General features: G+C 74.3%; 11 protein-coding genes. 9 read left to right on the forward strand and 2 right to left on the reverse strand.

The window, feature by feature from the left end; all coding sequences use genetic code 11:
• Nucleotides 1–27 precede the first annotated feature (27 nt).
• Nucleotides 28–534 (reverse strand): GNAT family N-acetyltransferase, encoded by a 507-nt coding sequence (locus tag ACFVHI_RS07305; protein ID WP_380336577.1) that lies wholly within the window; start codon nt 532–534, stop codon nt 28–30.
• A gap of 55 nt (nt 535–589) precedes the next feature.
• On the opposite strand from ACFVHI_RS07305, the gene ACFVHI_RS07310 reads away from it, so the two are divergent.
• The 3 genes from ACFVHI_RS07310 (at nt 590) to ACFVHI_RS07320 (ending at nt 4,671) form a co-directional block, all read left to right on the forward strand.
• Complete coding sequence (locus ACFVHI_RS07310) at nt 590–1,495, forward strand: TIGR01777 family oxidoreductase (RefSeq protein WP_363372099.1); 906 nt, start codon at nt 590–592, stop codon at nt 1,493–1,495.
• Between the two features lie 449 nt (nt 1,496–1,944).
• The gene (locus ACFVHI_RS07315) at nt 1,945–3,276 is read left to right on the forward strand and encodes an NAD(P)/FAD-dependent oxidoreductase (protein WP_380336580.1); all 1,332 of its coding nucleotides are present in this window, start codon (nt 1,945–1,947) and stop codon (nt 3,274–3,276) included.
• A gap of 171 nt (nt 3,277–3,447) precedes the next feature.
• On the forward strand, nt 3,448–4,671 hold the full coding sequence (locus tag ACFVHI_RS07320; RefSeq protein WP_063347315.1) for a cation:proton antiporter: 1,224 nt from the start codon (nt 3,448–3,450) through the stop codon (nt 4,669–4,671).
• Between the two features lie 139 nt (nt 4,672–4,810).
• Here ACFVHI_RS07320 and ACFVHI_RS07325 read toward each other — a convergent pair whose 3' ends face one another.
• The gene (locus ACFVHI_RS07325) at nt 4,811–6,688 is read right to left on the reverse strand and encodes a regulator (protein WP_380336583.1); all 1,878 of its coding nucleotides are present in this window, start codon (nt 6,686–6,688) and stop codon (nt 4,811–4,813) included.
• 310 nt (nt 6,689–6,998) lie between these two features.
• On the opposite strand from ACFVHI_RS07325, the gene ACFVHI_RS07330 reads away from it, so the two are divergent.
• From ACFVHI_RS07330 to ACFVHI_RS07355, 6 genes are all read left to right on the forward strand, one after another.
• On the forward strand, nt 6,999–7,760 hold the full coding sequence (locus ACFVHI_RS07330) for a 3-hydroxybutyrate dehydrogenase (RefSeq protein WP_380336586.1): 762 nt from the start codon (nt 6,999–7,001) through the stop codon (nt 7,758–7,760).
• 185 nt (nt 7,761–7,945) lie between these two features.
• Nucleotides 7,946–9,313 carry an MFS transporter gene (locus tag ACFVHI_RS07335; protein WP_380336589.1) on the forward strand — a complete coding sequence of 456 codons (1,368 nt, stop codon included), beginning with the start codon at nt 7,946–7,948 and terminating at the stop codon, nt 9,311–9,313.
• A 59-nt stretch (nt 9,314–9,372) separates the two neighbouring features.
• On the forward strand, nt 9,373–11,280 hold the full coding sequence (locus ACFVHI_RS07340) for a helix-turn-helix domain-containing protein (RefSeq protein WP_380336592.1): 1,908 nt from the start codon (nt 9,373–9,375) through the stop codon (nt 11,278–11,280).
• 175 nt (nt 11,281–11,455) lie between these two features.
• Nucleotides 11,456–12,226 carry a lipoyl(octanoyl) transferase LipB gene (lipB, locus tag ACFVHI_RS07345; protein WP_063347319.1) on the forward strand — a complete coding sequence of 257 codons (771 nt, stop codon included), beginning with the start codon at nt 11,456–11,458 and terminating at the stop codon, nt 12,224–12,226.
• Between the two features lie 174 nt (nt 12,227–12,400).
• Nucleotides 12,401–13,354 carry a lipoyl synthase gene (gene lipA / locus ACFVHI_RS07350; RefSeq protein ID WP_063347320.1) on the forward strand — a complete coding sequence of 318 codons (954 nt, stop codon included), beginning with the start codon at nt 12,401–12,403 and terminating at the stop codon, nt 13,352–13,354.
• Between the two features lie 242 nt (nt 13,355–13,596).
• On the forward strand, nt 13,597–13,776 hold the full coding sequence (locus ACFVHI_RS07355; protein ID WP_063351061.1) for a hypothetical protein: 180 nt from the start codon (nt 13,597–13,599) through the stop codon (nt 13,774–13,776).
• The last annotated feature ends 84 nt before the right edge of the window (nt 13,777–13,860 follow it).

The raw sequence follows: 13,860 nt of genomic DNA on the forward strand, positions 1-13,860 counted from the left end.
CGGTGGCGGAAAGGCCGGTCGGGCTTGTCAGCGCGCCAGGCTGCGGGCCATCAGGACGTCGTCCACGTACGACCCGTCGATCAGGAACTCCTCCGCGAGCGAGCCCTCGACGACGAAGCCGCAGCCCTCGTAGAGGCGGCGGGCCGGGGCGTTCCAGCCGAGCACCCGCAGGGTCATCCTGCGCGCGCCCGCGGCCCGGGCGGCCTCGCACGCCGCCTCGACCAGGCGCCGGCCGACACCCCGGCCGCGGGCCGTGCCGTCGACGACCAGGCCCTGGATCTGCCGGACGTGCCGGTTGCTGGCCAGCGGGGTCGGCGGGACCTGGCGGACGTAGCCGACCACCCGGCCGTCCAGGAGGGCGAGCAGGTACTGCTCCGGGGTGTGCCGTTCGTCGAAGACGCCGTCCCCCTCGGGCGGCTGCGGGGAGACGTCGGCCAGCGGGGACCAGGCGGCACGGTTGAGGACGGCGAGTTCGGTCTCGTCCTCGGGCTGAGCTGGGCGGATGATCAGATCGTCCTCGTGCATGCGCGTCATGCTAGTGAGGCGCATGCCGACATGACAGGGCTTTGGGAACTGGGAGGATGGACGCATGCGCATCGCTGTCACAGGCTCCACGGGATTGATCGGCTCGGCTCTCGTCCGCTCCCTGCTGGCGGACGGCCACGAGGTGGTCCGGCTGGTCCGGCGCCGCTCCAGGACGGGCCCGCAGCCCGACGGCAGCACGGCCATCGGCTGGAACCCGCTGCTCGGCCAGGTCGAGCAGGACGGGCTGGCCGGGGTCGAGGCGGTCGTGCACCTGGCCGGCGCCGGGGTCGGCGACCACCGCTGGACAGACGCCTACAAGCGGGAGATCCGGGAGAGCCGGGCACTCGGCACCGAGACGCTGGCCGTCGCACTGGCCGCGCTCAAGGAGCCGCCCCGGGTGCTGGTCAGCGCCTCCGCCGTCGGCTGGTACGGGCAGACCGGCGACCGGGTGATCGACGAGGACTCCCCCGCCGGCGACGACTTCCTGGCCGAGGTCTGCGTGGAGTGGGAGGCGGCCGCACGGCCGGCCGAGCTCGCCGGCATCCGGGTCGTCCACCCGCGCACCGGGATGGTGCTGTCCGCGGCCGGCGGGGCCGGCGCGCGGCTGTTCCCGCTGTTCAAGCTGGGGCTGGGCGGGCGGCTCGGCGACGGGCGGCAGTACTGGAGCTTCATCTCGCTGGCCGACCAGGTCGCCGCGCTGCGGTTCCTGATCGACCGGGACGACCTCTCCGGCGCCGTCAACCTCACCGCGCCCGATCCCGTCACCAACGCCGAGCTGACGGCGGCGCTCGGGCGGGTGCTCCGGCGGCCGACTCCGTTCCCGGTGCCTGAGGCGGTGCTCAAGGTGGTGCTCGGCGAGCTGGCGGTCGAGGTGGTCGGCAGCCACCGGGTGGTGCCGCGGCGGCTGCTGGACGCGGGCTTCCGCTTCGCGCACCCGGACGTGGACGCGGCGGTGCGCGCGGCGCTGTAAGTGGCGCTGTGCGTGGCGGTGGGGGCGACCGGTGGCGCGGAACCCTGCCGTCCGCCGCGGGGTTCCGGCACGGGCTGCACGGCGGGGCTCCGGTACGTCCCGCTGCGTACGGCGGCTACGGCATTCGCGCTGGCCAGGGGCATATGCCGGGTGGAGATCGGGTGGGGGTCGGACGGGGCTCCGGGAGGGGGCGCATGGGAGCACACACCGGGCGCGTCGCACGCCCCCGGTGACCGTGCGCGCCCGCCAACCCCGGAACCCGGCCCCAACGGCGCACTGTCCGTGACCGCGCTCCCGCCCGGTGCCGCACGCCCCCTCTCGACCCTTGGATCGGGCCCGATGCGCTTGTCTGATGCTCACACTGACTGGGCATCACACCGTCGGACCGTGTCCCGGCACCCCGCTGCCTGCGTCGGCCGGAGCCCCGGGACCAGGGAGGGAGCACGCCAGTGCCCACATACGACTTCACCCGCCGCGCCCGCCGCCCGTCCGACCCTGACGTCATCGTCATCGGCGCCGGACTCGCCGGCCTGGCCGCCGCCCGCACGCTCACCGGCCGCGGCCTCACCGTGCAGATCCTTGAGGCCACGGACCGGATCGGCGGCCGGATGGCCACCCGCGAACTGGACGGATTCCGGCTCGACGACGGCAGCCACCTGCTGAACACCGCCTTCCCCGAACTCCGCCGCGTCCTCGACCTCGACCGCCTCGACCTGCGCCCGCTCGCCCCCGGAGTCCTCGTGCACAGCGGCGGCCGCCGCTACCGCACCGGGGACCCGCAGCTCACCACCGCCCGGCAGGCCGCCACCCGCGCCCCACTCGGCAGCCCGCTGGACAAGGCCCGGCTCGGCAGCTGGCTCGGCCGGCTCGCCACCACCCCCGCCAGCCGGCTCAAGGCCCGCCCGGAGACCACCACCGCCCGCGCGCTGGCCGGCCACGGACTCGCCCCGCGCACCCTCGACGGCTTCCTGCGGCCACTGCTCAGCGCGCTGCTCAGTGACCCCGCCCTCGGCACCAGCAGCCGGATCGCCGACCTGGTCCTGCGCTCCTACGCGCGCGGACGGCTCTGTCTGCCCGCCGGCGGGATCGCGGCCGTGCCGGCCCAGCTGGCCACCACCCTGCCCGCCGGCACCGTACGCACCGGGGTGCAGGTCACCTCGATCACCGCCGACGGCGTGGAGACCGCCGCCCACGGGCGGATCGGCGCCCAGGCCGTCGTCCTCGCCACCGACGCCCGCTCCGCCGCCGAACTGCTGCCCGGGCTACGGCTGCCGGACTTCCACCCCGTCACGACCTTCTACCACGCGGCCGACCGCACCCCGCTGGGCGAGGCCGTCCTGCTGCTCGACGGCGACCGGCCCGGCGGGCAGCCGCCGCTGGTCTCGCACTCGCTGGTGCTCAGCGAACTGCACCCCTCCTACGCCCCCGCCGGACAGGCGCTGATCGCCACCACCGTGCTCGGGCGGCGCTCCTTCGACGCGGGCGGCCCGGCCGGACTGGAACCGGCGGTCCGGGCCCGGCTCGCCGAGCTGTACGGCGCCTCGACCACCGGCTGGCAGTTCCTGAACGTGCGGCACGTCCCGGACGCGCTGCCCGCGATGCCGCCGCCGCACAACCCCCGGCGCCCGGTGCGGGTGCTGGCCGGGCTGTACGTCGCCGGGGACCACCGGGACACCAGCACCGTGCAGGGCGCGCTGGTCTCCGGGCGGCGGGCGGCGCAGGCGGTGCTGCGCGACCTCGGCGTCCCGGCCAACGCCCGGGAGGCCGAGGCGGCGGCCTGAGCCCGTCGGGGTCGGCCTGACGGGCTCCCGGCCTGGTTCCCGGCCCGGCGGGCTTTCGGTCTGGCTCCCGGGACACGCTGACGGCCCGCCGGTGGGTGACGGACCGGCGGCATGCCAGGATGCCGACATGACCGCTCATCGGATGATTTACACCGTTCGGCCGGTTGCGCGGTGAGCGCCGCCGTCCAGCCGGTGGCCCTGATCCTGATCCCCGCCGCGGCCGTCGCCGCGCCGCTGCTCGCCGACCGCCTGCTGCGGTGGATCGCCGTCCCGACCGTCGTGTTCGAGATCCTGCTCGGCGTCCTGATCGGCCCCGACGTCCTGAACTGGGCGCGCGTCGACGACCTGGTCAACGCGCTCTCCCAGTTCGGCCTGGCCATGCTGATGTTCCTGGCCGGGTACGAGATCGACTTCGCCAAGCTGCGCGGCGGCCCGCTGAAACGGGCGGGCACCGCGTGGCTGGTCTCGCTCGTGGTGGCGCTCGGCGTGGGCGCGCTGGTCAACCGGGACCCGCTGAACGGCGCCTTCGCCGGGCTCGCGCTCACCACCACCGCCCTCGGGACCATCCTGCCGATCCTCCGCGACTCCGGCGAACTGCCCACCCCCTTCGGCTCGTTGGTGATGGCCACCGGGGCGGTCGGCGAGTTCGGGCCGATCATCGCGATCGCCATCCTGCTCAGCGGCAACTCCCCGGTCCGGACGGCCGTCATCCTCGGCGCCTTCGCGGTGATCACCGCCGTCGCGGTCCTCGGCGCACGCCGCCCCCGGCCCGCCTGGGCCACCCGGCTCATCGAGCGCACCCTGCGCACCTCCGGGCAGTTCGCCGTCCGGGCGGTGATCCTGGTGCTCGCCGTCATGGTGGCCGCCGCGATCTGGCTCGACCTGGACATGCTGCTCGGCGCCTTCACCGCCGGGATCGTCTCCCGGCTGCTGCTCTCCGACATCCGCCGGGCCGAGGAGGAGGTGATCGAGGCCAAGCTGGAGAGCATCGGCTTCGGTTTCCTGGTGCCGGTGTTCTTCGTGGTCAGCGGGATGAACTTCGACCTGTCCGCCCTGCTGGACGACCCCGGCACGATACTGCTCGTCCCAGTGTTCCTGCTGCTGCTCCTGGCCGTGCGCGGACTGCCCGCCGGGCTGCTCGCCCCGGCCGGACTCGGCCGGCGGGACCGCACGGCGCTCGGGCTCTACGGCGCGACGGCGCTGCCGCTGGTCGTGGTGATCACCACCATCGAGGTGGACGACGGCCACCTGCCGTCCTCGACGGCGGCCGCGCTGGTCGGCGCCGGCATGCTCTCGGTGCTGGTGTTCCCGCTGGTGGCGCAGCGGGTGCGCGGCGGTGTCCGGCCGCCCTCGCCGGAGGCCGGGCAGCCGCGCGTCCGGGCCGAGAGCTGGTGAGCCGCTTCGCTCCCGCCCGTCGCCGAGATGCTCGGAGCCGGTGCCGGGCGGATGGGCCCTTCGGCCCGGGGCGGACCCGGGCCGGACGGGTTTCCAGGGCCGCCGGAGCTCGCCCGACCGGCCCCTCTGCGACAGGTCCTCAGATCACGCCGGCCTGGCGGGCCGTCTCCTCGAAGGCACGGGCCACCGGGCTGCCCCGGTAGGGGGTGAGGCGGCGGTGGAAGTCCCGGACGTACTCCAGCGAGCGGGCCGAGCGCATCTCCCCCGCCGCCCGCAGCGCGTCGGTGGCCATGGTGCAGGCCTCGTCGAGGTCCCCCATGCCGAGCCGGGCGGTGGCCAGCACCAGCCGGCAGAAGATCCGGCTGCGCGCGTAGGCGGGTGAGCGCAGCCGCAGCGACTTCTCGGCGTGCTGCGCGGAGGTGCGCCACTGCTGGAGGTCGCGGTAGCAGTGGGCGAACTCGTCGGAGAGCTGGGCCTCGTCGAAGTACCGCGCCCAGGAGGGCAGTTCGTCGCCGACCCGGGCAGCGGCCAGTGCCCGCTCGGAGCGCACCAGGGCGGTGGTGCAGGCCCGGACATCGCCCAGCAGGCCGTGCCCACGCGCCTCGGCGGTGTGCATCAGCGACTGGACCACCGGCGGCACGGCGGTGCCCACGCCCTGCTGGGCGACCCGGGCCAGTTGGACGGCCTCCCGGCCGTGGCCCAGGTGGACGGCCTGCTGGCTCATCGTCACCAGGACGTACCCGCCGAGCGCGCGGTCCCCGGCGGCCTGGGACAGCCGCAGCGCCTGGACGAAGTAGCGCTGGGCGAGGCCGTGCGCGGCGATGTCGAAGGACGTCCAGCCGGCCAGCCTGGTCAGGTCGGCGACGGCGCCGAACAGCGCCCGGCCGATCTGCTCGCCGTAGCGGCCGCGCAGCATCGGCTCGGCCTCGCTCTCCAGGTAGCGGACCAGCGCCTGCCGGGCGTGCCCGCCGCCGTAGGCGTGATCGAGCGCCCGGAAGAGGTCGCCGACGGCGCGGATGGCGGCGATGTCGCCGCGGCCGACCCGCAGGGCGGGGCGCGACTCGCGGGCCGGTTCGGTGTACGGCGGCTCGACGGCGGTCGGCGGGCGCCGGCTCTGGGTGGGCACCCGGCCGATGGTGGGCCCGGCGGGGCCGGCCGCGCCCGGCACGGGGCGCATGCCGGGGGCCCCGTGGTGGGCCTGGCCGCGCGCCGGGCTCGGAGGGGGAGCGCCGGGCGCGGGGGGCACGCTCTGGGCGGGTGCGGCGGATGCTGCGGTGCCGGCGGTACCGGCAGCGGCGGCGGACGGACCGGCGGGCGGACCGGTGGCGGCGTCGGGGCGGACCATCGTCGAGCCGTCCCGGGCGACGCGCTCGTCGGTGCGGCCGATCAGCCAGTCCCGGCTGGGGACGACCAGGCCCGCCGGGGTGAAGGCGATCCGGCGCAGTTCGGACTGCGGGCCGTTGTCCTTGCGCCACATGCTCGCCACGATGTCCACCGCCTCCTGCGGGGTCTCGGCGAACTCCAGGCCCGCGTACACCGGGGCGCAGGCGTCCAGGCCGAGGTCCTGGGCGGTGAGGCGGCGGCCGAGGCGGCGGGTGAAGACCTCGGCGATCAGCGCGGGGGTGGCGCCGCGGGGTTGCTGGCCGCGCAGCCAGCGGGTGACCGAGGTCTTGTCGTAGCGCAGGTCGAGGCCGTGTTCCAGGCCGAGCTGGTCGACCCGGCGGGCCAGGCCCGCGTGCGAGAAGCCGGCTTCCTCGATGAGCGCGGCGAGTTGGCCGTTCTGCGGGGACGGGCCGGAGTGCCCGGAGTGGCCGCCGACCGGCCCGGGCGCGGGGACGGCGGGTTCGTGCCGGTCGGTTGTGGCCTGCGCGGGCAGCCGCAGTTCGTCGGCGGTCGGGGCGTCGGCGGTCAGGGCGTCGGGGGCGTCCGGCAGGGTCCGGCCGACCGGGCCTCGGTGGTGGCCGAGCGGGTCGAGCGGTCCGTACGCCGGGCTGTCGGTTGCAGGCCGTTGGGGCATGTCAGTCAACACCTCTCGGACGTCGCACCGGGCTCTACCAGCACTTCGGCTGCCTGGGGCGGCGCCCCCTGTCGGGAATCGGCGTGAATGTAGCGAGCATTCGGGCGCTATGGGTGGATCTGACCGAGCAATCCTCCGAACGGGTGAAGCAATCGCGCCCATTGTGGGGAAGCGCGGGCGGCGCGGGTTTGGCCTTTCGCGGTCGAACCGTCGATCGACCATCGTGGCGGTGAACACCACAGCCCACCGGGATGCTGTGGCGGACCACCACATGGGAGCCGGCCCCCCGGGTTTCCTAGCGTTCTCGGCCATGGACACCACTACAGCCCGCCCGCTCGACGGCCGGACGGCCCTGGTCACCGGGGCCGCCTCGGGCATCGGCCGGGCCTGCGCCGAGGCCTTCGCCGGGGCCGGCGCCCGGGTCTACGTCGTCGATCTCGCGGCCGGTCCGGCCCGGGAGCTCGCCGAGCGGATCGGCGGCCGCGCCGTCGTCGCGGACCTCGCCGACCCCGAGGCCGTGGAGGCCCTGCCGGCCGACGCCGACATCGTGGTCAACAACGCCGGCCTCCAACACATCGCGCCCGTCCACGAGTTCCCGCCAGACCGCTTCACCCTCATCCAACGCGTCATGGTCGAGGCGCCGTTCCGCATCCTGCGCCGCACTCTCCCGCACATGTACGAGCGGGAGTGGGGCCGGGTGGTCAACATCTCCTCCGTCCACGGCCTGCGGGCCAGCGCCTTCAAGTCCGCCTACGTCACCGCCAAGCACGCGCTGGAGGGCCTCAGCAAGACCGTCGCCCTGGAGGGTGCCCCCTACGGCGTCACCAGCAACTGCATCAACCCGGGCTACGTCCGAACTGCCCTGGTGGAGAAGCAGATCGCGAGCCAGGCGCTCGCCCACGGCATCCGCGAGGACGAGGTCGTCGAGCAGATCATGCTCGAACGCGCGGCCGTCAAGCGTCTCATCGAACCCGAGGAGATCGCCCAACTCGCCCTCTGGCTCTGCTCCCCGCCCGCTTCCTACATCACCGGCGCCAGCCTCCCCGTCGACGGCGGCTGGACGGCGCACTGAGCGGCGGCACCTGGCCGCCCTCCCCAGGCCGACCCCCGGGACTATGTGGGTGGCCCACATAGTCCCGGGGAACGCGCCTCCCTACCTTGTGGCGACGTCCCTTGGGGCGGCACCCCTTGTGACGACATTCCTCGGGGCGACGCCTCTCGGGGCGACGTCCTCCCCCCGGCCCGGAAGTGGTGACCATGAACGCCTCCGCACCAGCCACGGCAGCCACCCGCTCACTCCCTCGGGTCGTGGCCGCCAGTCTCATCGGGACCACCATCGAGTGGTACGACTACTTCTTGTACGGAACAGCAGCCGCGCTGGTGTTCAACAAGCTGTTCTTCCCGAACACCGATCCGCTGACGGGGACGCTGCTGTCCTTCCTCACCTACGCGATCGGGTTCGCCGCGCGGCCGGTCGGGGCGCTGGTGTTCGGGCACTTCGGGGACCGGGTCGGGCGGAAGAAGCTGCTCGTCGTCAGCCTGCTGCTGATGGGCGGGTCGACCACGCTGATCGGGGTGCTGCCCACCTACAGCTCCATCGGGGCGGCGGCGCCGGTGCTGTTGACGGTGCTGCGCCTGGTGCAGGGCTTCGCGCTCGGCGGGGAGTGGGGCGGGGCGGTGCTGCTGGTGTCGGAGCACGGGGACCAGCGGCGGCGCGGGTTCTGGGCGTCGTGGCCGCAGGGCGGGGCGCCGGCCGGGAACCTGCTGGCGGCGGGGGTGCTGTCGCTGCTGACGGCGGTGCTGTCGGAGGACGCGTTCCTGTCGTGGGGGTGGCGGGTGCCGTTCCTGCTGTCGGCGGTGCTGGTCGGGGTCGGGCTGTGGATCCGGCTCGCGGTGGACGAGTCGCCGCTGTTCAAGCAGGCGCTGGCGGCCCAGCAGCAGCGGAAGACCGTCGAACAGCCGCCGCTGGTGGCGGTGTTGCGCAACCACTGGCGGGAGGTTCTGGTGGCGATGGGCGCACGGATGGCGGAGAACATCTCGTACTACGTGATGACCACGTTTGTGCTGACGTACGCCGTCACCCACGCGCACTTCTCCAAGCAGACCGCGCTGAACGCCGTACTGATCGGCTCGGCGATCCAGTTCGCGCTGATCCCGCTGTTCGGAGCGCTGTCCGACCGGGTCGGACGCAAACCGGTGTACCTGGTGGGCGCGGTCGGGGTGGGCGTCTGGGCGTTCGTCTTCTTCGGGCTGGTGGACACCAGGTCGTTCGGACAGCTGGTGGTCGCGGTGACGGTCGGACTGGTCTTCCACAGCGCGATGTACGCACCGCAGGCGGCGTTCTTCTCCGAGCTGTTCGCCACCCGGATGCGGTACTCGGGCGCCTCGATCGGGGCCCAGTTCGCCTCGGTGGCCGCCGGCGCGCCCGCGCCGCTGATCGCGACCGCACTGCTCAAGGACTACGGCAACGCCACCCCGATCTCGGTGTACGTGGCGATCGCGGCGGCGATCACCGTGCTGGCGGTGCTGTGCGGGCGGGAGACCAGGGGCAGCGACCTGGCGGACGTCGAGGCGGCGGTGGAGGCGGAGGGCGCCGCCGTGGCGGCCAAGCCCGCCACCGCCTGACGGCCGAGCCGCTACGATCGCGCTTCCGCCGGACCCGACGCCGATTGGCGGCACGCACCATGAACCACCCTCACGAAAGCGCCGCGCCCGCGCTGCGGCGGCTGCTCGACCTGCTCGCCTCCGGCGCCGCCACCGAGGACTTCGCCGACGTGCTGGCCGACGCCCGCCGCCGCGGGGCGCCGGCCGCCGTCCTCGCCGAGATCGACGACGCCACCTGGCAGGCCCTGCGGGTGCACCGCACGCTGCGTCAACACCGGCGCCGGGAAGCCGAGTTGACCGCCCTGTTCGACACCGCCGGGGACCTCGCCGCCTCCCGGGAGCTGGACACCGTGCTCCAGGCGATCGTCCGCCGCGCCCGGATGCTGCTCGGCACCGACACCGCGTACCTGACCCTGCCGGACGAGGCCGCGGGCGACACCTACATGCGGGTCACCGACGGCTCGGTCTCCGTCCTGTTCCAGACCCTGCGGCTCAGCCTCGGCCACGGCCTGGGCGGCCTGGTCGCGCAGACCGCCCGCCCGTACGCCACCCCCGACTACCGCACCGACGAACGGTTCCACCACACCGGCACGATCGACGCGGGCGTGCTCGACGAGGGCCTGGTGGCGATCATCGGGGTGCCGCTGCTGCTCGGCGGCGAGGTCATCGGGGTGCTGTTCGCCGCCGACCGCTCGCCCCGCGCCTTCTCCCCCGACGAGGTGGCGCTGCTGTGCACGCTGGCCGCGCACGCCGCGATCGCCCTGGACACCGCCAAGTCGCTGGCCGACACCCGGGCCGCGCTCGCCGAACTGAACAGCGCCAACGAACTGGTCCGCGCCCACTCGGCCGCCGTCCAGCGCGCCGAGCAGGCGCACGACCGGCTCACCGACCTGGTGCTGCGCGGCGCCGAGGTGCCGGACGTCGCCGCCGCCGTCGCGACCCTGCTGGGCGGCGAGATAGCCGTCCTCGACGCCGAGGGCGAGCCGCTGGCCGGGCGGTCCGCACCCGCCGGCGAACTGGCGGAGGCGGTCGCCGCGTCCCGGGCCGAGGGGCGGTCCGTCCGGCACGGCGAGCTGTGGGTATGCGCGGTGCTGGCCGGGCACGACGCGCTCGGCACCCTGGTGCTGCGCGGACGCCCCGGCCTCGACGACGCCGACCGGCGGCTGTTCGAGCGGGCCAGCGTGGTGACCGCGCTGCTCCTGCTGCTGCGCCGCTCGGTGGCCGAGACCGAGAACAGGGTCCGCGGCGAACTGCTCACCGACCTGCTCACCGCCCCCGACCGCGATCCGGCCGGGCTCACCGCGCGCGGCCGCCGGCTCGGCGTCGACCTCGCCCGCCCGCACCTGGTCCTGGTCGCCGAACCGGCCGAACCCGCCGGACCCCCCGTCCCCGACCGCGGCCGGCTGGCCGGCGCCGCCCGGCGGTACCTGTTCGGCTCCCGGGGCGTCAGCGCCGAGCACGGCGAGGCGGTGGTGCTGCTGGTACCGGAGGCCGGCGACCCGGAGGAGGCCGCACGGCAGGCCGCCGAGCGGCTGGCCCGGCTGGCCGGGTTCCCCGTCACCGTGGGCGCCGGCCGCCCGGCCGCCGGCCCGCCCGCGCTGGCCGCCTCGTACGCCGAGGGCCTGCGCTGCGTCCGGGCGCTGCGGGTGCTCGGCCGCGCCGGGGAGGGCGCCTCGGCCCGCGCGCTGGGCTTCCTCGGGGTGCTGCTCGGCGACGGGCACGACGTGGACGGCTTCGTCGGCTCGGCGCTCGGCCCGCTGCTCGCCTACGACGCCCGCCGCGGCACCGAACTGGTCCGCACCCTGCGCGCCTACTTCGACTGCGGCGGCAGCCTCACCCGCGCCAAGGACGAACTGCACGTCCACGTGAACACCGTCGTCCAACGGCTGGACCGGGTCGAGGCGCTGCTCGGCCCGGACTGGAACCACCCCGAGCGCTCGCTCGAACTCCAGCTGGCGCTGCGGCTGCAACTGCTGGCGGGGGGCTGAACGGGTCCTTGCGGGCGCGGTCCCTACGGGCCGCCCGTGCGGGCGGTTCAGCCGTGCGTACGGGCCGTACGGGCGGCTGAACCGCCCGCACGGGCGTGGGCGTACAGTGGCGAGGTTGGTCTCGAACGCCTGGCAAGGAGCGGCAGCGGTGAGCGAGAACGTGCGTTTCGTTCGAATGGGGACAGGCGAGGGCGCCATCGCCTACCAGGAGGCCTGGGAGGAGCAGCAGCGCCTGCACGCGCTGCGGGTCGCGGACGAGATCCCCGACACCGTGCTGCTGCTGGAGCACCAGCCCGTCTACACGATGGGCAAGCGCACCAACCCCGCCGACCTGCCGCTCGACGGCACCCCGGTGGTCGAGGTCAACCGCGGCGGGGAGATCACCTGGCACGGCCCCGGCCAGCTGGTCGGCTACCCCATCGTCAAGCTGCCCGACCCGATCGACGTGGTCGCCTACGTCCGCCGGCTGGAGGAGGCGCTGATCCGCGCCTGCGCCGGGTTCGGCGTCGGCACCACCCGGGTCGAGGGCCGCAGCGGCGTCTGGGTGCTGGGCGATTCCATCCCGGACGCCGTGGTGGACCCGGCGCAGGTGGTGGACATCGGCAAGCTGACCCTGCGGATGGGCCTGCCGCTGGGCATCGACCCGCGGCTGGCCGGCCCCGAGTACGCGCCGTCCAACGCCGGCCAGCGCGGCGACGACCGCAAGCTCGCCGCGATCGGCGTCCGGGTCGCCCGCGGGGTCACCATGCACGGCTTCGCGCTCAACTGCGACCCCGACATGACCTGGTTCGACCGGATCGTGCCGTGCGGCATCCGGGACGCCGGCGTCGCCTCGCTCGCCGGCGAGCTGGGGCGCGACTTCACCGTCGGCGAGGCGCTGCCGGTGGTCGAGCGGCACCTGGCGGACGTGTTCGCCGAGCTGCCCGAACCCGCGCTCACCCGCTGACCCGGGCCCGGGTCCTCGCCCGGGCTCTTCCCCGGGCCCCACTCCGGATTGCCCCCCGGGAATCTACCGGCCAGTAGCGCTGTTGCCCTGCGATTGCGGGGCAACAGGCCGCGCGAAGGCCTTACAACCACAGGCGTACCCTGGGGGTACCCCGTCTAGTTCTAGGAGTCGCACGTGTCCGCTGTCGCGCCCGACGGCAGGAAGCTGCTCCGCCTGGAGGTCCGCAACAGCGAGACCCCCATCGAGCGGAAGCCCGAGTGGATCAAGACCCGCGCGAAGATGGGGCCGGAGTACAACGCCCTCCAGTCGCTGGTGAAGAAGGAGGGGCTGCACACCGTCTGCCAGGAAGCCGGCTGCCCCAACATCTTCGAGTGCTGGGAGGACCGCGAGGCGACCTTCCTCATCGGCGGCGACCAGTGCACCCGCCGCTGCGACTTCTGCCAGATCGACACCGGCAAGCCCGCCGAGTTCGACCGGGACGAGCCGCGCCGGGTCGCCGAGTCCATCGTCACGATGGACCTCAACTACGCCACCATCACCGGCGTCGCCCGCGACGACCTGCCGGACGGCGGCGCCTGGCTGTACGCCGAGACCGTGCGCCAGGTGCACGCGCTGACCGCCGACCGCGAGAGCGGCCGCACCGGCGTCGAGCTGCTGATCCCCGACTTCAACGCGGTGCCCGAGCAGCTGGCCGAGGTCTTCTCCTCCCGCCCCGAGGTGCTCGCGCACAACGTCGAGACGGTGCCGCGGATCTTCAAACGGATCCGCCCGGCCTTCCGCTACGAGCGCTCGCTCGACGTCATCACCCAGGCCCGCGCGGCCGGGCTGGTGACCAAGTCCAACCTGATCCTCGGCATGGGCGAGACCCGCGAGGAGGTCAGCCAGGCGCTGGCCGACCTGGTCGGCGCCGGCTGCGAGCTGATCACCATCACCCAGTACCTGCGCCCCTCGCTGCGCCACCACCCGGTTGAGCGCTGGGTCAAGCCGCACGAGTTCGTCGAGCTCCAGCAGGAGGCCGAGGAGCTGGGCTTCGCCGGGGTCATGTCGGGCCCGCTGGTGCGCTCCTCCTACCGGGCCGGGCGGCTGTACCGGCAGGCGCTGGAGCGGCGCGCGCAGGCCGCGGTCTGATCCGGTTGATCCGGCCGGGTCGGCTGGGTCGGCTGGGCTGATTGAGCCGGCAGATTCTGATGATCCTGCTGATCCGGTGCTTTTGAGCCATCCGGTGCGCGAGCGAAGGGCGGAGCCTCGGCTCCGCCCTTTCGGTTTCACCGCACTTTGACTGCCTGGTCACCGCCTGGTAACACGGGATGGTGACGATGGACTCGTTGCGATCGTTCGATTCTTCTCAGCCACGAGGGGAGCTGTTCGGCATGCGGATGCGCATCCGGTCGGTGGGGGTCGCGCTGCGGCTCGCCGAGAGCGTCCTGCTGGCGGGTGGCCAGCAGCAGGCCCGGCGCAACGCCTGGGCGGCGGTCTGCGAGAACCGCCGGTACGCGGCGGACCGCCGACACGACGCGCGGGCGGCGACGACGTCACCGCCACGACGGTGACGTCCTCGACGGTTCTCAGCGGTTCTCAGCGGTTCTCGATGGTTCTCAGCGGTTCTCGACGGTGACGTTCTCGACGTGGCCGCG

Source organism: Kitasatospora sp. NPDC127121 (assembly GCF_042677305.1).
In the GTDB taxonomy this organism is placed as follows: Bacteria; Actinomycetota; Actinomycetes; order Streptomycetales; family Streptomycetaceae; genus Kitasatospora.

Excerpts from the sequence above, each read along its gene's own strand:
- ACFVHI_RS07305 (WP_380336577.1), bottom strand. The coding sequence starts at position 534 with ATGACGCGCATGCACGAGGACGATCTGATCATCCGCCCAGCTCAGCCC.
- ACFVHI_RS07310 (WP_363372099.1), top strand. The coding sequence starts at position 590 with ATGCGCATCGCTGTCACAGGCTCCACGGGATTGATCGGCTCGGCTCTC.
- ACFVHI_RS07325 (WP_380336583.1), bottom strand. The coding sequence starts at position 6,688 with ATGCCCCAACGGCCTGCAACCGACAGCCCGGCGTACGGACCGCTCGAC.
- ACFVHI_RS07330 (WP_380336586.1), top strand. The coding sequence starts at position 6,999 with ATGGACACCACTACAGCCCGCCCGCTCGACGGCCGGACGGCCCTGGTC.
- ACFVHI_RS07335 (WP_380336589.1), top strand. The coding sequence starts at position 7,946 with ATGAACGCCTCCGCACCAGCCACGGCAGCCACCCGCTCACTCCCTCGG.
- ACFVHI_RS07340 (WP_380336592.1), top strand. The coding sequence starts at position 9,373 with ATGAACCACCCTCACGAAAGCGCCGCGCCCGCGCTGCGGCGGCTGCTC.
- lipB (WP_063347319.1), top strand. The coding sequence starts at position 11,456 with ATGGGGACAGGCGAGGGCGCCATCGCCTACCAGGAGGCCTGGGAGGAG.
- ACFVHI_RS07355 (WP_063351061.1), top strand. The coding sequence starts at position 13,597 with ATGCGGATGCGCATCCGGTCGGTGGGGGTCGCGCTGCGGCTCGCCGAG.